Raw genomic sequence first — 17448 nt, forward strand, 5'->3', positions numbered from 1 at the left:
GGTGATCAGTCCTTCTTTGGTGCCGGCTTCGGGGCCGGAGGGATGATCGTTTGTGTGGGGGCTGGGGCCGGTGTTGCCGGCTTTGCCGGGGCTGCGGCGGTTGCCGGTCTTGCCGGTTTTGCGCCATCGAGATTTCCAAGAAGTGATGAGATGGCATCGTCGCCGTCGAAGCCGGCTTCCTTCAGCAATTTGTCGAGGATCGGTTTATTCGCCTGATAGGAGAGGAGCTGGCTGGCCAGCCCTTCGCCGAGCCCGATGCCGTTTCCGCCGGCCGCTCCGTTTCCGCGGCCGAGCATGCCGCCGGTATCGAATATCCTGATATCGGAGATCTTCTCGATCGGCTTGACCGCCTCGGCGAGCGCCTGCGGAATGATGCGGATCCGTTCGCGGGTGATCTCGAACTCGATGATAGCAGAGCTCAGCTTGTTGCGAGCGTCGTTGAGCAATGCTTCGCTCTCGGCCGCGGCCTTGCCGGTTTCGAGAATGCCCTTGGCCTTGATGATCGCCGCATCCGCCTCGGCGGTTGCGAGCGTCTTGATGGCCTCGGCCTGGTCGCTTGCTGCCTGCTTTTCGGCCTCCGCGCCGACGGTGACGGCGGTTGCTTCCGTCTCGGCTTTCTTGCGCGCATCAATCACGGCAATCTGCTTTTCGCGTTCGGCAATCTCGATCGCCTTGGCTGTGCCGACTTTTTCCTCTGCCGCGATCGCCAGGGCGCGGGCCGTTTCCGCAGCCGCCTTCGCTTCAGATTCTTCACGGCTTTTGTTGGCAACGGCGATCGCGCTTTCCTGCGCCACGATCTGGAGGTCACGCTTGGCTTCGGTTTCGCGTTGCTGGACGGCGCGGGCGGCGTCGATGTTGGCGCTTTCGCGGGCCTGCTTGGCGGATGCCTCGCGTTCGGCGATCGCCTGTTCGGAGGCGATGCGGGCTTCCTCCTCGGCGCGTTTTGCGGCCTGCTCCTGCTGCGCGGTTTCGGCGCGTGTCGCCGCGGATTTGTTGGCGATGTCTCTTTCCTGGCTGAGTTCGGCCTCTCGCTTCGTCCGCTCGATGGTCAGCGATTGCTGGCGGGCCTCGAGATCCTTCTGGGCGATGGCGACTTCGGTGTCGCGAACGATCTCGTTCCGCTCCTTCTTGCGTCCCTCGGTGATGCGGGTCAATGCCGCCAGGCCCTGCGCGTCGAAGAAGTTGTTGGCGTTGAAATGCTTGATATCGGTCTGGTCGAGGCGTGTCAGCGACACGGATTCGAGTTCGAGGCCGTTCGACTGGAGATCGGCGCCGACAGCTTCCTGCACGGCCTTGACGAAATCCATGCGCTGTTCCTGCAGCGCGTCGAGATTCATCGTCGCGGCCACCGAGCGAAGACCGTCGACGAATTTCGCCTCGATCAGGATGCGGAGGGCCTCGGCGTCATTGGTGCGATTGCCGAGTGTCTGAGCTGCAAGCGCAATCGAGGAGGCATCGGGTTTGACGCGCACATAGAACTCGGCGCCGATATCGACGCGCATGCGGTCTTTGGTGATCAGTGCATCGCCTTCGCCGCGGCGAACCTCGAGCCGCAGCGTCTTCAGGTTGACCCGCGCGGTCGAATGGAAGATCGGAAGGACGACCGAACCGCCGTCGAGCACGACCTTCTGACCGCCGAGACCGGTGCGCACATAGGCCTCATCGCGGCTGGAGCGCGTGTAAAGAGAGGCGAGGACAAAACCGATGCCGAAGATCAGAACAATCCCAATGCCGGCTGGTAGAATAACGTCGTACATCATTGCTGCTCCCTGAAAGATTGATTGTTCGCATCGGTGGGGTCGACCGGCGCGGGAATGGCGATAAACACATTGGCCTTGTGATCGACGAGAAGAACCGAAGAGCCGATCCCAAGCGGACCCTCGCCCTTGGCGGCTCGGGCTCGAAGCACATGCCAGTTTCCGTGCTGATCCTTGACACGGACGCGGCCCGGCAGTCCCTGATCGAGCGGGCCGATCGACACCTCGGCGGTCCGGCCGAGGAAGGCGTCGAGATCGACGGCATAGGTTTCGTCGTGCGGTACGAGCCGCGCCACAGTTCGGCTCGATGCCCTGACCATGGGGATGGTTGCGAGCGCGGCAGGTATGACGGCGATGAAGCTCGGCAGCGGCGCCCAGAAGGCGCTGGCGACGGCCTGCAAGGCAAACCCCGTCATCGCGAAGAAGCCGAGAGTCATCATCAGAAGAATCAGCAGGGGAACACCGCCGAGATTGAGCCAGGACAGGTATGCCAGGATGCCGTCATGGCCATGAACCTCCGGCTTTCCCAGAAATTCCGTCATCGAAAAACCCATGACCATCGCAAGCATCTCGATCGCGGTCAGACCTGCAAGCACGGCGGCGGCGATGGCAAAGGGAGCACATTCGGGAGCGAAGAGAAGGGCCATCGGCGTTACCGGTTATCCGCCTTGAAGCGTGCGAGGCGCGCCTCGATCGCCTGTTCGCGATGCAACCGGTCGAGTTCGTCCAATTCGGAACTATGGGCATGCTCGCCAGTAGGAACCCCGGTCAGCCGGGAGACTGCCGCGGCAGCGCGGGCAGCATCTGCACCCGGTGCGGGCTGGCTGTGGCCGGTCGCCGCGTGTTCGGGATGCCGGGCGATGCTGCGCTTGAAATCGGCAAGGCGGGCGTCCGCCTCGCGGCGCGTGGCGAGGACGGCCTGCAAGGCTTTCTGGCCTTCGTCCACCTGTTCCCTGGCATCGGCCAGCGCCTTGTCGAGCGCTGCGATCTGGGATTCGAGATCGATCTGGCGAGCAACGCCGGCCTTTGCCAGGTCATCCCGCTCTGACGAGACGGCGATGCGGATCTTTTGGTCGAGCGCGTTCAGGTCGTCGACGATTTCGTCCCTGCGGCTCTGGATGCGGTATTCCTCCGCGCGCGCCTTGCCGAGATCGGTGCGGGCCTCATCCGCCGCTGCATCGATCTCGCGGATCGCCTGTTCGATGACGGCGATCTTGTTTACGCCTTCCGCCTTGTCGATCGCCGCATTCGCGATGCCCGCGATCAGACGGCCCATGCGTGAGAGAATGCCTTCGTTCGTCATGTTTTCCTCCATCCGAGCGGAATTCGGCGTAACGCCGATGTGAATCTCGTAGCGATCCTGGCCTGCAACGAGGTAGGCCGGAAAAATACTCTCCCATCCCCTGGAATAACCCGCGACATCGAAGGGCACGGCAACACGTCCGTGCACCGTGGCGATCGTCAGGTCCGAGGGGCCTTTGATGGCGAAGAGCTTGTCATCGAGCGGCAGATGCGGCGGATCGGCGGTGACGCCGCGATTGGCGGCGAAATCGCGAAGGCCGAGCGTGACCAGCCTTGCCGGCAAGCCCGTCTGCTCGCGGACGGTTTCATAGGCAAGGTCATGCAGCACGACGAGATTGGCGCCCGTCCTGTCGGAGACGAGGCCAGTCAGGATTTCGATCATCCTGAGATAGGCGGCAATGGTATCGTCCAGCGCCTGCCGGGCGTTGTCGTCAGGCGCCAGCGTGTAGCGCAGCAGCGATGGATGTGGTGTCTTGCCTGTGATAACCATAGGTAAAACATAAAGCACCGCTTTTGTGCTTTCAAGAGGTGGTGATAAAAATACAACCTAGGCTTAACGTGCGGTTGGAAGGACTGAGGCATGTCCATTATCGAGAGATGTCGCGAGCTGGCGGCAGTGAGCAGCCTTGTGAAAAGAGTCACGGACTCTTGAAGCCCAACGCGTGACCGGCAGCAAAAGCCTCGACACAATTCCGGATCACATGTGCCGATGAAAGAACCGGCAGCAGATCGGCTCCGTTCCCTATCGGGCGGCCGTATGCGCCTCGCGAATACCGGCGCTGATACGGTTGATGGTGGTCCATATGAGAAGTAGAGCCACCACCGCCCAGAGCCACGAAGTCCATGCTGCAAATGTACCACCAACCGCGGCAAAGATGCCGAGCGCGCCGAAAAGGACCGCGCGGTCGCTCTTGCCCAGCGGCCCGTCGTAACGCCGGCTTGCCCCGACCGTTTGACCCAGAACGCCGGTAAATTCCGTCAGCGCCGAGAGGAATATGACCGCCATCGCCGGCACAAAGCCGTTCGGATCGATGAGCGCAAACGGCAAATACAGGGCGACATCCGACACGACATCACCGATCTCGTTCAGATACGCGCCTAAAATGCTCTTCTGCCCATGTTCGCGCGCGAGCATGCCGTCGATGGCGTTGAGACCCATGCGCAGGAGAAACCATACAGGCACCAGCAGGAACCAATGCGGCAGCGGGGCGACGCTCAGAAAAAAGCCCAATGCAACCGAGACGGCGGCGGCAACTGAAGTCACCTGATTGGCGGTGACGCCTCGCGCCGCGAGGGAACGCACCAGAGGGCGAAGAATATTCTGAAATCGGGACTTCAATTGATAGACAGACATGCTACCTCATTGGAATTTCGTGCATCGAAATAGTCTATCCCCGCCTCTCGCGGGTGCAGATCATCTTACTTATGAGGAAAGCCACACTTCATATCGGTTCTCGTAAAGGACTTACATTTGCAACTAGACTTTTGCAATGCAGGCAAATCACTGTTCCCGCCAATGGTTGTAACCCACCCACCAATCAGAATTGGAGAAGACCGTGCTGCAAACTGCCGATAGTGGGCAACCGTCCTCGACGGCCAGACCAATGCATGAATCCGAATTCGCATCGCATGATGGCACTCGACTCTTTTATCGGGCGTGGCCCTCGACGGGCGCTGCCCCGAAGGGCGTAATCATTCTTCTCCATCGCGGCCACGAGCATAGCGGCCGCGTCACCCATCTCGCCACCGAGCTCGGCCTCAATGATTTTTCCTTCTACGCCTGGGACGCACGCGGCCATGGACGTTCACCGGGAGAGCGCGGCTATTCGCCATCCTTTGCTGCCTCGGCGCATGATCTCGATTGCTTCGTCCGCCATGTCAGCGAGACAAGCGGTACTGCTGTCGAAGACATCGCCGTCATTGCGCAGAGCGTCGGCGCGGTCCTCGCCGCCACCTGGGTGCACGACTATGCGCCGCCGATCCGTGCGCTCGTGCTTGCCTCACCTGCCTTCAGCGTCAAGCTCTACGTGCCTTTCGCCAAAGAAGGCATTGCGCTCTGGGAAAAGGTTAAGGGGACATTCTTCGTCAATTCCTATGTCAAGGCGAGGTTTCTGACGCATGACCCCGAGCGCATCGCCTCGTACGAATCCGACCCATTGATCTCCCGGCCAATTGCCTCCAACATCCTGATGCAGCTCTATGAGGCGGCAGCCCGCGTTGTCGGCGACGCCCGCGCCATCACCGTCCCGACCCAATTGCTGATCTCTGGCAGCGACTGGGTGGTGCGACACGCGCCGCAGCACCGGTTTTACGAAAACCTCGGCAGCCGGATCAAGGAACGGCATGTGCTTGCCGGCTTCTACCATGACACGCTTGGCGAAAAGGAGCGCGCGATTGCCCTGGCCGAAGTCCGCCGTTTTATAGACGCGCGTTTCGCCGAGCCCCGGGCGCCTGCCAACCTTTGCACCGCCCATATCCAGGGCTATACAAAGGACGAGGCCGACCGGCTCGCGAGCCCGCTGGACGCCACATCCCCACGTGGCATCTACTGGGCGCTCAGCCGCCTCAACATCAAGATCGGTGCCTTGGTGTCTGAAGGCATAAAGACAGGGGTCAAGACCGGTTTTGATTCCGGCTCGACCCTCGATTACGTCTACGAGAACAAGCCGCGCGGGCTCGGTCCCGGCGGGCGATTGATCGACAAGGTGTTCCTCGATGCGATCGGCTGGCGCGGCATCAGGCAGCGCAAGCTACACTTGCAGGAACTGATCGACCGCGCGCTGCAGCGCCTGAAAGCAGTCGGCCGCAATACCCACATGCTCGACATAGCGGCCGGGCACGGCCGTTATGTCCTTGATGCGATCGAGACGGCTGCCGTGCGTCCCGATAGTGCGCGGTTGCAGGACTATTCCTCCATCAACGTCGATGCCGGCCGCAAGAGCATTGCGGCGCGTGGACTGAGTGATTTCGTCAGCTTCCGCCAGCAGGATGCCTTTGACTGCGAGGGTCTGGCTGCAATCACGCCGGCTCCGGATCTCGCGATCGTCTCCGGCCTTTACGAGCTGTTTTCCGACAATGCGATGATCGCCGCGTCGCTCAACGGGATCGCCCGCGCGATGCTGCCCGGTGGTCTGCTTGTCTACACCAACCAGCCATGGCATCCACAACTGGAGATGATCGCCCGCGCACTGACCTCCCACCGCGGCGGCGAGGCGTGGGTGATGCGGCGGCGGACGCAAGAGGAAATGGACCAACTGGTCGCCGCAGCCGGTTTCCGCAAGATCGAACAGCGCATCGATCAATGGGGCATTTTCACTGTCTCGCTGGCCGAGAGAGTCTGAGGGCAAAGCGTGGAGAGGGCACGTTCTACTTTTTCCGCGGCAGCACCGGTCCCGAAGCGGGCGGCGCTCTGGCTCGTCTTCCTGGGACCGTTCTTCTATCTGAGCTATGGCGGCGCCAATTGGCTGGCATCGCAACGCGCTCATGTGCCGAACGTCGCCTTCGCATGGGAAAGCGCCATTCCGTTCCTTGGATGGACTATTATTCCATATTGGTCGATCAATCTGTTCTATGCACTCTGCCTGTTCATCAACACGACGCCGCGCGACGTGGATATGCTCGCGCGACGTTATCTGACGATCCAGATAGTGGCCGTCGCCTGCTTCGTCGCGTTTCCGCTCCAAGCGACTTTCGTGCGGCCGGCAACGAGCGGCCTGCCCGGTTTCATGTTCGCCGTACTCGGTGGCTTCGATAAGCCGTTCAACCAGGCGCCGTCGCTGCATATCGCGCTCCTGGTGGTGATCTGGGATCATCTGCGCGGCCGGTTGCCGCGGAAGGCACGGCTTCTTTGGCACCTTTGGTGCCTCCTGATCGGTGTCTCCGTGCTGACCACGTGGCAGCATCACGTCATCGACATACCGACCGGCATGCTGCTCGGTCTGTCTGCCGTCTGGCTTTTTCCGCGCGATGCCGGGTCGCCTCTCGCGAACTTTGCGATGAGCGGCGATCCAAAGTCGCGCCGTCTCGGCGTCTATTATCTGTGCGGTGCCGTCGCATTTCTCGGCCTTGGAGCGCTCTGCACGCCTCTATCGGCCGCAGCGCTTCTGTTGCTCTGGCCGGCTATTGCGCTGGTGATCGTCGCAGTCGGATATTTCGGCGCCGGCCCGCAGATATTCCAGAAACGCGTCGATGGCCGGGCCACGCTTGCCAGCCGCTGGCTATTGGCACCCTACCGGCTCGGCGCTCTCATCAACATTCGGCTCTGGACTCGGAGAATGCCGGCTTCTGTGGTGATCGCTGACGGCGTCCATCTCGGTCGTTTTCCACGTCGCCACGAGGCCGACCGTTTTGCCACGGTGATCGACATTACCGGCGAACTTCGGCGCCCCGGCGGGACACGCGCGCGCTGGTGCAGCTTTCCCACCCTTGATCTTACAGCCCTCGACAAGATCCAGACGCTCGCCGCAGCGAACCTCGTCGAGGATGCGCGCCAGCAGGGACCGGTCCTCGTCTGCTGTGCGCTAGGTTTCCAGCGGAGCGCCTGCGTTATCGTGGGCTGGCTGCTCATCAGCCGACGTTGCGAAAATCCAGCCGAAGCACTGCGGCTGATCGAACGGGCGGGGTGGCGCGTTCATCTGCCGGCGGAAAGTATCCATGCCATAGCGGAGGGCGTGCAATGACGCAGTGGAATACCACGGCCTCGGCGGCTGCGCGAAATCTCGGCCGCAATTCAATCTTCTGCGGGCTGACAGCGCTGTTGCCACTGATTGTCGGCCCGGTCACCGTGGGATATCGAGGCCTCGCTCCCCCGCTCGGCTGGCTTTTGATGCTCGTTTTCTGCGTGATTGTTCTTGCGCTGGCGATCCATCTCCTCTTCGATGCGCTGTTGTTTCGGCTCGCGGCGAGCCACGAGACCGAGACGGCCGGTCTTGCCGCCGTCGACGACCTGTTGTCCCGAATGCAGCTTCGCAAGCCTGACGGGATACCGCCTGACCTCGAGAGGCGGATTGCCGGATCGCGCCGCATCGTCTGGCGGCAGCGTTTTGCGCTCGCCATCTCTCTCGTGATTTTCGCGATCCTTCTGCTCGATGCGACCGATGGGCAGCCGCTCTGCTGAATACGACGGCAGGCGATAGATGCGGGTGCTCTCCGGCACGCGTCTGGCAGGTCTCGCCCACGCCATCAGGGACGTTCAGCCAGTGCCGATTTCTCTCCTCGAGCCTCTTTGCTGTTATCTGGCGTTCGAGGTGGAATACCAGAAACGGACGCCCGGACAGCATGCTCTTCAGAATCGTGTGCTCAATCACTCAGCAATCGCGACGACGATTCCGGTATTGGTGACTCTCCTAAGCTGGCTTCTCAAGCAGGTCATTGCCGCCCTGCGATGATCGACGAATTTACGTCATTGATGTCGCGCCTGCCGCAGAGCGCCATGGTGATGTCCATCTCCTTGCGGATGATGCCGAGCGCCAGCGATACGCCTTCCTTGCCCATGGCGCCGAGACCATAAAGGAAGGGGCGGCCGATATAGGTACCCTTGGCGCCGAGCGCCACGGCCTTCAGCACGTCCTGGCCGGAGCGGATGCCGCCGTCGAGATGGACCTCGATACGGTCACCGACGGCGTCGACGATCTTCGGCAGCATGCTGATCGAGGAGGGGGCGCCGTCAAGCTGGCGGCCGCCGTGATTGGAGACGACGATCGCATCGGCGCCGGTGTCGGCGGCCGCCTTCGCATCCTCCGGATCGAGTATGCCCTTGATGATCAGCGGGCCGCCCCATTGTTCCTTGATCCAGGCGACATCCGCCCAGGACAGCCGCGGGTCGAACTGCTCGTGCGTCCATGCGGAGAGCGAGGCAATATTGGAGACATTCTTCGCGTGGCCGACGATATTGCCGAAGGTGCGGCGCTTGGTCTGCAGCATATCCAGGCACCAGAAGGGCCGGGTCGCCATCTGCCAGACATGTTTCGGCGTGAATTTCGGCGGCGCCGACAGGCCGTTGCGCAGGTCTTTATGCCGCTGGCCGAGGATCTGCAGGTCGGCGGTCAGCACCAGCGCCGAGCATTTGGCGGCCTTGGCGCGGTCGATGAGGTTGAGGACGAAATCCTTGTCCCTCATCACGTAGAGCTGGAACCAGAAGGGGCGCGTCGTCACCGAAGCGACGTCCTCGATCGAGCAGATGCTCATCGTCGAGAGCGTGAAGGGAACGCCGAACTCCTCGGCGGCGCGTGCCGCCAGCATCTCGCCGTCGGCATGCTGCATGCCGGTCAGTCCGGTCGGCGCCAGGGCCACCGGCATCGACACTTTCTGGCCGATCATCGTCGTTTCCAGCGTGCGGTCGGTCATGTCGACCATCACCCGCTGGCGCAGCTTGATCTGGCTGAAATCGCTCTCGTTTGCCGCGTAGGTCGATTCCGTCCAGGCGCCCGAATCCGCATAGTCGAAAAACATCTTCGGCACACGGCGCTGCGCGAGCTTTTTCAGGTCAGCGATGGTGAGCGGAGCGGCCATGAATTGAACCTTCACATCTGAATGCGGCTATCGGCCATAACATGAATTTCGTGGGAGCGTTACGGGAAATTGGCCGTGCCAGGCAGCTTTCACGCTCCGATTTCAAGAGCAACAGGGCGTCTCATTGAAGCTCCTTCTTCGACGCAACGCCGGCCACATAGGTCTCGGCGATCGCCCGGTCGTCGCCCATCGTCTGCAGCAGGAAAAGCTCCTCGGGCAGCGTCTTCACCACTTCCATCTTCAGCGCCATGGCCGGTGTCGCCGCGGCATCGAGAACGACGAGATCGGCCTCGGTGCCGGGTTGCAGCGTGCCGATCCGGTCCGCCAGCGACAGGGCCTCGGCATTGCCGCGGGTCATCAGGTAATAGCTTTCCAGCGGGTTTAGCCGTTCGCCGAGCAACTGCTGGATCTTGTAGGCCTCGTCCATCGTCCGCAGCATCGAATAGCTGGAGCCGCCGCCGATATCGGTCGCCACGCCGATGCGAACCGGCTTTTCGCGCCGTGTCAGCGCCTTCAGCGGAAACAGGCCTGAGCCGAGGAAGAGGTTCGAGGTCGGGCAGTGGACGGCGACGGCACCCGCCTCGCTCATGGCATCGGCTTCGCGCTCGGACAGGTGGATGGCGTGGCCGAAGAGGCTCTTCGGCCCGAGCAGGCCGTAGCGGGCGTAGATGTCAGTATAGTCGAGCGCGTCGGGATAGAGCTCGCAGGTGAATTTGATCTCGTCGTGGTTTTCCGAAAGATGCGTCTGGATGTGCAGGTCGGGAAATTCGCGGGCAAGCGCTGATGTCGCCTCCATCTGCGCCGGCGTGGAGGTGATGGCGAAGCGTGGAGTGATGGCGACATGGTTACGGCCCTTGCCGTGCCAGGCCGCTATCACCTGGCGGGTCTCATCATAGCCCATCTCGGGCGTGTCGAGCAGGCCCTGCGGGGCATTGCGATCCATCATCACCTTGCCGCCGACCATGCGCATATTGCGCCTCAGCGCCTCGGCAAAGAAGGCGTCGGCCGAGGTCTTGTGCACGGAGCAATAGGCGACCGCCGTCGTCGTGCCGTGGCGGATCAACTCGTCATAGAAATGCGTGGCGATCCTTTCAGCATGCGCACTTTCGACGAAACGGCATTCCTCGGGAAAGGTGTAGGTGTTCAGCCACTCGAGCAGGTTGGCCGCATAGGAGGCGATCACCTGCATTTGCGGAAAATGCAGGTGCATGTCGATGAAGCCGGGCATGATCAGATGCGGGCGGTGGTCGATCTCGACCATGTCCTCGCCTGTTTTTGCCTTGATGTCTGCGTAGGGGCCGATTGCCGCGATCAGCCCATTCTCGATCAGCAGGCCGCCATCCTCCTCGTAGAGATAGCTTTGGCCGTCGGTAAGGCTTAGCGGCGCGCGATGGAAGGAAAGCAGGCGGCCGCGCAGGAGTGTCGTCGTCATTGTGTCTTGCCTTCGACTGCGCTCTCGAACCAGGCGACGAGCAGCTTGCGTTCATCCGGCGTGATGTCGGTGATGTTGCCGGGCGGCATGGCATGGCTGCGGCCCGCCTGTATATAGATTTCGCGGGCATGGGCGGCGATTTCCGCGTCATTTTCGAGCAGCACGCCCTTCGGCGGCCGCACGATGCCCTCATAGACGGGCTCGGCCGCGTGGCACATGGAACAGCGCGTCGAGACCAGCTGCTTGACGGCGGGGAAATGCGGATCGCCGGCGAATTGCTGGAAGGCGGGCGCGACCGCGGCCGCATCCGTCTCGCCCGTCAGCAGCTTCGGCGCGGTTGAAAGCCACATGATCAGGATGAAGAGGATGACGGTGACAATCCACGTCCAAGTCGGCCGGCCCTTTCTGGCATGCGTGGTGTTGAACCAGTGACGGATGGTGACGCCCATCAGGAAGACCAGGGCGGCGATCAACCAGTTGAACTGCGTTCCGAAGGCCAGCGGATAATGGTTCGACAGCATGAAGAAGATGACGGGCAGCGTCAGGTAGTTGTTATGCAGCGAACGCTGCTTGGCGACCTGCCCGTATTTCGGGTCGGGCGTGCGCCCGGCGATAAGGTCGGCGACAACGATCTTCTGGTTCGGAATGATGATCATGAAGACGTTGGCCGACATGATCGTGGCGGTGAAGGCGCCGAGATGCAGGAAGGCGGCGCGGCCGGTGAAAAGCTGCGTATAGCCCCAGGCCATGAAGACGAGCACGACATAGAGCACCGCCATCAGCCCCCAGGTATTCCGCCCAAGCGGGGATTTGCAGAGCAGGTCGTAGACGATCCAGCCGAAGGCAAGCGACGCCAGCGAGATCAGGATGGCGACGGGCGGGCTGATATCGAGCACATGCCGGTCGATGAGGAAGAGGTCGGCGCCGCCATAATAGACGATGCAGAGCATCAGGAAGCCGGAAATCCAGGTGAAATAGCTTTCGTATTTAAACCAGGTCAGATGCTCCGGCATCTGGGCGGGCGCCACCAGATATTTCTGGATATGGTAGAAGCCGCCGCCATGAACCTGCCATTCCTCGCCATAGGCACCGGGCGGCAGATGTGGGCGTTTCACCAGTCCGAGATCGAGCGCGATAAAATAAAAGGACGATCCGATCCAGGCGATCGCGGTAATGACATGGAACCAGCGTGCCGCGAAGGCGAGCCATTCCCATGCTATGGCATATTCGTACATCGAGTTCCCCTATCTTCCTCCGACTCGTGACATTGCGGAAATTTTGGCGGGGAGGGAAGAGGAGATTGAAGAACTGCACACGCGCGACGACCGGCGCGGCCAAAGGAGCAATGGAATGATCACCGCGCTCGTCGAGATCTTGAGCGGTTTTGCCGAAGCTGCCGATCGCGGCCGGATCGCCGATCTGCTGTCGCGTGCCTAAAAGCTGCCGAGAAGGCTGTGCATTATCTCTGCCTTATACTGAATCTGCTAATTCAGCAGATCTGGAACTGCGACGACTCGATTACAGTTATTTTTGCAGGCCGCCGGAATAAAATAAGAACCGTTAGATCATCGGCGGCGCATTCATCGACGGAGAAGATGCCCATGCGCAGTATTCTGACGTGTGTGATGATTGCGTATGCGTCGTTGGCGACGGCTCACGACGCACCTTCGGGGTGGAGTTATGACCCCTATTGTTGCAACGGCGACAGTCATAATGGCGATTGCCAGATGATCCCTTCGAAAAGCGTGGCGGTGACGCCAGGCGGATATCGTGTGACGCTGATGCCGGGAGACCACCGGCTGGTGACGCATGCTCATGTCTTCCTGCTGCCAATGACGAAGGCAATGCAATCCGGCGATAACGACTATCATCTCTGTCTGTTCCCGAACGAGGATACGCCGCGCTGTTTCTATGCGCCGGAAATGGGATATTGAAGGCGGACCACAGCACCGGACCCGGCTCACCAACCGGGTCCGGTATGTCGTTGTCCGAAAACCGCTGTACAGTTTCAGGCGGCATGCATCAATTTCCGGCTGCCTTCATCTCCTCAAGGATCCAGTTGCGGAAGGCCTTGATCTTGGGCACGTTGCGACGGTTTTCGGGGTAGACGAGCCAGTAGGCCTTGCCGTCGCTACGGGTCAGTTCGAAAGGCTGGTAGAGCCGGCCGAGCGCGATCTCGGCCGCATAGAAGGCCGGATGGAGAATGGCGACGCCATGGCCGGCGATCGCCGCATCGGCTTCCACCGCCTGGGAGCCAAGCTGGTTGCGCGGGCGCCGATCGAGATCCGTCTCCGTGACGCCGGCTGCCTCGAACCATTGTTTCCACCAGATGTCGCCGGCGTCGAAGAGATCGAACTTCAGGAGATCGCGCGGCTCGCTGATGCCGCCTGCCGTCTCCGCCAGCTTTGGGCTCAGCATCGGGGTGAACTCCAGGCCCATCAGCCGGTGCAGCGTCAGCCCCGGCCAGTTGCCGTCGCCCCAGCGGATACCGACATCGATCTGCTCGCGGGCGAAGTCGATGATATCAGAGCTCGCCTGAAAGCGCACCGCGATCGCCGGATGTTTCAAGTGGAAGGAGCCGAGGCGCGGCGCCAGCCATTTCGAGGCGAAGGTATGGGTCGAACTGATGGCGAGCGTGCCTTCGACGCTGTCGCGCGCCGTCGCCATCGCGTCGTGCAGCAAGGCAAAGGCTTCGGTTACCTTCGGCGCCAGCCGCTCGCCGGTCTCCGTCAGTGCGATCTGGCGGGGACGGCGCAGGAAGAGCGGCTCGCCGACATTCTCCTCCAGCAGCTTGATCTGGTAGCTGACGGCCGTCTGCGTCATGCCGAGCTCGTCGCCCGCCTTGGTGAAACTTCCGAGCCGGGCAGCGGCCTCGAAGACGCGCAGCGCATTCAGCGGGAATTGTTTGGAGAGTTTCATGGATAAGTTCTCTTGATGCAGGCAGACGGTCGTTCGATTGGAATTGCAGCATTTTTACCGTCAAACTGCAACTCATACCATCAAACCATCAAGGTGATGTCATGGATTGCTATGCTATCGAACAGAGCCCGCCGCAGCAGACCATCGGAATTTTCCGGCGCATCGGCGGTCGGCTGACGCGGATCTGGCGCATGCCCAGCCTCGATCTCGACACGGTGCCGGATCGCGTCAAGCGCGATCTCGGTTTTCTCGACGGACGCGATCCCTATTACGAGGACGAGCGCATGCGGTAGGCCGCGAGCGCCGTCAGGATTTCGGCGGCGGTCATGGCGGCGATCACCTCAGGGCGCTTGTCCCTGACCGCCGAGCCGCCGATCGGCAGCGTCAGCCGCTCCATCCAGCCGCGCTCTCCGCCACCTTCGCGGGAAAGCCAGCTTGCAAAGGTGGCGCGTTTGGTCGCCGAGCCGATCATGCCGGTATAGGCGAGGTCGGTCTTTTCCAGCGCCTCGCGGGCGATGAGGAAATCCAGCGCGTGGTCGTGCGTCAGGATGACGACCACGCCGCCGGCCGGAATATCCCTGACCAGTGCTTCGGGCATCGGCACAAGCCGCGCCTTCGTCTCTGCCGGCAGGTTGGCGAGCTCTTCCTGCCGCGTTTCGACGACCGTCACCGACAGCGGCAGCGGCGCCAAGGCCGCAGCCAGCGCCCGGCCGACATGGCCGGCACCGAAGAGATAGACCTCCGGCAGACACTCGATCTCACTGGTTAGCCTGGCTTCGATTTCTTCAGCAACCGCTTTTGTCACCCGGCGAAACCGCAGTTGCGTGCGTCCGCCACAGCACTGGCCGATGTCAGGGCCGAGCGGGATATCCATCTCCGCCATCCCACCCGTTCCCGCGAGCATGTCCCGCGCATTCTCGATCGCCATGAATTCGAACTGGCCGCCGCCGACCGTGCCCCATAACGCGGTTTGCGATGCCAGCATGAAGGTACCGGCCTCACGCGGGGTGGAGCCTTGTGTGCCGGTGATGTCGATGAGGATGCAGTCCGGGTGGGCGGCGAGGAAGCGGCGGATGTCGGTCATGGGTGGCTGACCGATGGGGTCGCCGCCGAGGATAGCAAACGAGCCTGACGCGCGCCCATTTTCCTACACCCGCTTCATCCGCTCGACCGCCATCAGCACCCGCTCCGGTGTCGCCGGTGCGTCGAGCCTCGGGCAGACCCGATAATCCGCGACACTTGCTACCGCCATCGACAGCGCTTCCAGCACCGAGATCGCCAGCATCAAGGGTGGTTCGCCGACGGCCTTGGAGCGGCCGATGGTGGCCTCAGTGTTCTCGGACCATTCGGCGAGGCGCACGTTGAAGATCTTCGGACGGTCGGAAGCGAGCGGGATCTTGTAGGTCGAGGGGGCATGGGTGCGGAGCCGGCCCTTGTCGTCCCACCAGAGTTCCTCCGTCGTCAGCCAGCCCAGGCCTTGGACGAAGGCACCTTCGACCTGGCCCATGTCGATCGCCGGATTCAACGAGCGGCCGACATCGTGGAGGATGTCGGTGCGGTCAATCAGATATTCGCCGGTCAGCGTGTCGATCGACACCTCGGTGCAGGAGGCGCCGTAGGCGAAATAATAGAAGGGCGTACCGCGGCCGGCCTTGCGGTCCCAGTGGATCTTCGGCGTCTTGTAGAAGCCGGCGGCGGAAAGCTGGACGCGGGCGAAATAGGCCTGCTTGATGAAATCGGGGAAGGGGATCTCGATCTCGCCGACGCGCACGCGGTTCGGCAGGAAGACGACGTCGGCAGGCCCAACATCCCACTTCTCGGCGGCGAAGGCGACCAGCCGTTCTTTGATCTGGCGAGCAGCGTCATAGGCGGCCATGCCGTTCAAGTCCGAGCCGGAGGAGGCGGCAGTGGCCGAGGTGTTCGGCACCTTGGCCGTCGTCGTCGCGGTGATCTTCACCCTGTCGATATCGACCTGGAAGCTGTCAGCCAGCACCTGCGCCACCTTCGTATAGAGGCCCTGGCCCATTTCGGTGCCGCCATGGTTCAGGTGGATCGAGCCGTCCTGGTAGATGTGGACGAGGGCGCCGGCCTGGTTGAAGGCAGTCATGGTGAAGGAGATGCCGAATTTCACCGGCGTCAGCGCGATGCCCTTTTTTATATAGCGGCTGTCGCGGTTGAAGGCGATGATGGCGTTGCGCCGTGCCTGGTATTCGGACGTTTCCTCCAGCTCCTCGACGATGCGGGGGATGATATTGTCCTCGACCTCCTGATGGTAGGGGGTGAGCGTGCGCCCGGAGCCCGGCTGGCCGTAGAAATTCAGCTTGCGGACATCGAGCGGATCCTTGCCGACGGCATAGGCGATTTCCTCGATGAAGCGTTCGGCCCCGAGCATCCCCTGCGGCCCGCCGAAGCCGCGGAAGGCGGTATTGGAGACGGTGTGCGTCTTCAGTGGTTTCGACGTCAGATGCACATGCGGGTAGAAATAGCTGGAATCGGCATGGAAGAGGGCACGGTCGGTTACCGGCCCTGAGAGGTCGGAGGAGAAGCCGCAGCGTGCCGCATAGGTCGCGTCGACCGCGTGGATGCGTCCTTCGGCATCGAAGCCGAGCTCGTAATCGACGAGGAAATCGTGGCGCTTGCCGGTAGCGCTCATATCCTCGTCGCGGTCCGGGCGGAATTTGATCGCGCGGCCGAGCTTCTTGGCGGCAATCGCCGCAAGTGCTGCGAACTGATTGCCCTGCGTCTCCTTGCCGCCGAAGCCGCCGCCCATGCGGCGCACGTTGACGGTCACGGCGTTGGAGGGAATATCGAGCACATGGCCGACGATGTGCTGGATCTCGCTTGGATGCTGCGTCGAGGACCAGACGGTGACCTCGTCGTCCTCGCCGGGGATCGCCACGGCGATATGGCCTTCGAGGTAGAAATGCTCCTGTCCGCCGATGCGCATCTGACCTTTCACACGCATGGCGGCATTCGTCATTTCCGTATCCGGCTCGCCGCGCCGCAGCGTCATCGGGGTGATGACGAGCGGGCTGCCATTGGCGAGCGCCCCGTCGATATCGCTCCAATGCGGCAGGTCGCGATAGTCGATCTTTGCCAGCCGCGCGGCGCGGCGGGCGGCATCACGCGTCTCGGCGATGACGGCAAAGATCGGCTGGCCGTGGAACTGAACTAAAGTTTCGGCCAGCAGCGGCTCGTCATGGCTGCCGTTGGAGCTAACGTCGTTGGCGCCGGGGACATCCTTGCCGGTGAAGACCCAGACGACGCCGGGATAGGCGGCGACCGCGGAGAGATCGATAGCGGCGATTTCGGCATGTGCCCGGTCGGAGAGGCCGAGGGCGCCGTGCAGCAGACCTGCGGGTTCCGGAATATCGTCGATATAATCGGCGGTTCCGGTCACATGTTTATGCGCTGAATCATGTCGCTGCGAGCCGTGCATCGGGCCTGCGATGATGGCCTTGCGGTCTTCGAAGGTGGACTTGTCCATTAGCGCCTCCCTCCGCGAAGGGAGTGAGGGGAGGCGACCGC

The 17448-nt window shown here is 62.0% G+C and carries 17 protein-coding genes; 7 read left to right on the top strand and 10 right to left on the bottom strand.

Translation table 11 applies throughout. The features are described from left to right. Window positions 1-5: 5 nt before the first annotated feature. The 4 genes from BS629_RS16425 to BS629_RS16440 all read right to left on the bottom strand — a co-directional run bounded on the left by BS629_RS16425 (window position 6) and on the right by BS629_RS16440 (window position 4413). Window positions 6-1760: a flotillin family protein gene (locus BS629_RS16425; RefSeq protein WP_018243149.1), complete on the bottom strand. Its 1755-nt coding sequence runs from the start codon at window positions 1758-1760 to the stop codon at window positions 6-8. Then, entirely contained in the window at window positions 1757-2404 is a 648-nt protein-coding gene (locus BS629_RS16430) for an OB-fold-containig protein (RefSeq protein WP_018243148.1), read from the bottom strand. The genes BS629_RS16425 and BS629_RS16430 overlap by 4 nt, the downstream gene beginning before the upstream one ends. 5 nt (window positions 2405-2409) lie before the next feature. After that, complete coding sequence (locus BS629_RS16435; RefSeq protein ID WP_018243147.1) at window positions 2410-3567, bottom strand: PspA/IM30 family protein; 1158 nt, start codon at window positions 3565-3567, stop codon at window positions 2410-2412. A 234-nt stretch (window positions 3568-3801) separates the two neighbouring features. Next, window positions 3802-4413, bottom strand: a complete 612-nt coding sequence (locus tag BS629_RS16440; RefSeq protein ID WP_018243146.1) for a CDP-alcohol phosphatidyltransferase family protein — start codon at window positions 4411-4413, stop codon at window positions 3802-3804. Between the two features lie 202 nt (window positions 4414-4615). On the opposite strand from BS629_RS16440, the gene BS629_RS16445 reads away from it, so the two are divergent. From BS629_RS16445 to BS629_RS39485, 4 genes are read left to right on the top strand one after another with little or no spacing between them, the layout of a single operon-like run. Next, on the top strand, window positions 4616-6400 hold the full coding sequence (locus tag BS629_RS16445) for a bifunctional alpha/beta hydrolase/class I SAM-dependent methyltransferase (protein WP_018243145.1): 1785 nt from the start codon (window positions 4616-4618) through the stop codon (window positions 6398-6400). Between the two features lie 9 nt (window positions 6401-6409). After that, complete coding sequence (locus BS629_RS16450) at window positions 6410-7738, top strand: phosphatase PAP2/dual specificity phosphatase family protein (protein WP_018243144.1); 1329 nt, start codon at window positions 6410-6412, stop codon at window positions 7736-7738. After that, window positions 7735-8175, top strand: a complete 441-nt coding sequence (locus BS629_RS16455; RefSeq protein ID WP_018243143.1) for a hypothetical protein — start codon at window positions 7735-7737, stop codon at window positions 8173-8175. Before BS629_RS16450 ends, BS629_RS16455 begins: the two co-directional genes overlap by 4 nt. Before the next feature lie 19 nt (window positions 8176-8194). After that, entirely contained in the window at window positions 8195-8446 is a 252-nt protein-coding gene (locus tag BS629_RS39485) for a hypothetical protein (protein ID WP_018243142.1), read from the top strand. Here the strand turns inward: BS629_RS39485 and BS629_RS16465 are convergent. From BS629_RS16465 to puuD, 3 genes are all read right to left on the bottom strand, one after another. Continuing rightward, entirely contained in the window at window positions 8427-9569 is a 1143-nt protein-coding gene (locus tag BS629_RS16465) for an alpha-hydroxy acid oxidase (protein ID WP_018517005.1), read from the bottom strand. The genes BS629_RS39485 and BS629_RS16465 overlap by 20 nt on opposite strands. A gap of 121 nt (window positions 9570-9690) precedes the next feature. Beyond that, on the bottom strand, window positions 9691-11001 hold the full coding sequence (guaD, locus tag BS629_RS16470) for a guanine deaminase (RefSeq protein WP_018243140.1): 1311 nt from the start codon (window positions 10999-11001) through the stop codon (window positions 9691-9693). After that, window positions 10998-12236, bottom strand: a complete 1239-nt coding sequence (gene puuD / locus BS629_RS16475; RefSeq protein ID WP_018243139.1) for a urate hydroxylase PuuD — start codon at window positions 12234-12236, stop codon at window positions 10998-11000. Before puuD ends, guaD begins: the two co-directional genes overlap by 4 nt. Between puuD and BS629_RS38915 the strand changes: the two genes are divergently transcribed. Both BS629_RS38915 and BS629_RS16480 read left to right on the top strand, forming a co-directional pair. After that, window positions 12220-12438 carry a hypothetical protein gene (locus BS629_RS38915; RefSeq protein WP_018243138.1) on the top strand — a complete coding sequence of 73 codons (219 nt, stop codon included), beginning with the start codon at window positions 12220-12222 and terminating at the stop codon, window positions 12436-12438. The genes puuD and BS629_RS38915 overlap by 17 nt on opposite strands. 164 nt (window positions 12439-12602) lie before the next feature. After that, entirely contained in the window at window positions 12603-12935 is a 333-nt protein-coding gene (locus BS629_RS16480) for a hypothetical protein (protein WP_018243137.1), read from the top strand. 88 nt (window positions 12936-13023) lie between these two features. Here BS629_RS16480 and BS629_RS16485 read toward each other — a convergent pair whose 3' ends face one another. Continuing rightward, the gene (locus BS629_RS16485) at window positions 13024-13920 is read right to left on the bottom strand and encodes a LysR substrate-binding domain-containing protein (protein WP_018243136.1); all 897 of its coding nucleotides are present in this window, start codon (window positions 13918-13920) and stop codon (window positions 13024-13026) included. 101 nt (window positions 13921-14021) lie between these two features. Between BS629_RS16485 and BS629_RS16490 the strand changes: the two genes are divergently transcribed. Beyond that, window positions 14022-14213 (top strand): hypothetical protein, encoded by a 192-nt coding sequence (locus tag BS629_RS16490; protein ID WP_018243135.1) that lies wholly within the window; start codon window positions 14022-14024, stop codon window positions 14211-14213. On the opposite strand, the gene xdhC is transcribed toward BS629_RS16490, so the two are convergent. Together xdhC and xdhB are read right to left on the bottom strand one after the other, a co-directional pair. Beyond that, on the bottom strand, window positions 14189-15004 hold the full coding sequence (gene xdhC / locus BS629_RS16495; RefSeq protein WP_018517003.1) for a xanthine dehydrogenase accessory protein XdhC: 816 nt from the start codon (window positions 15002-15004) through the stop codon (window positions 14189-14191). The two genes, BS629_RS16490 and xdhC, sit on opposite strands and share 25 nt — an antisense overlap. 63 nt (window positions 15005-15067) lie before the next feature. Continuing rightward, window positions 15068-17407 (bottom strand): xanthine dehydrogenase molybdopterin binding subunit, encoded by a 2340-nt coding sequence (xdhB, locus tag BS629_RS16500; protein WP_018243133.1) that lies wholly within the window; start codon window positions 17405-17407, stop codon window positions 15068-15070. Window positions 17408-17448: the final 41 nt, after the last annotated feature.

Origin of the sequence: Rhizobium leguminosarum bv. viciae USDA 2370, from assembly GCF_002008365.1 — a bacterium.
Taxonomy (GTDB): Bacteria; Pseudomonadota; Alphaproteobacteria; order Rhizobiales; family Rhizobiaceae; genus Rhizobium; species Rhizobium leguminosarum.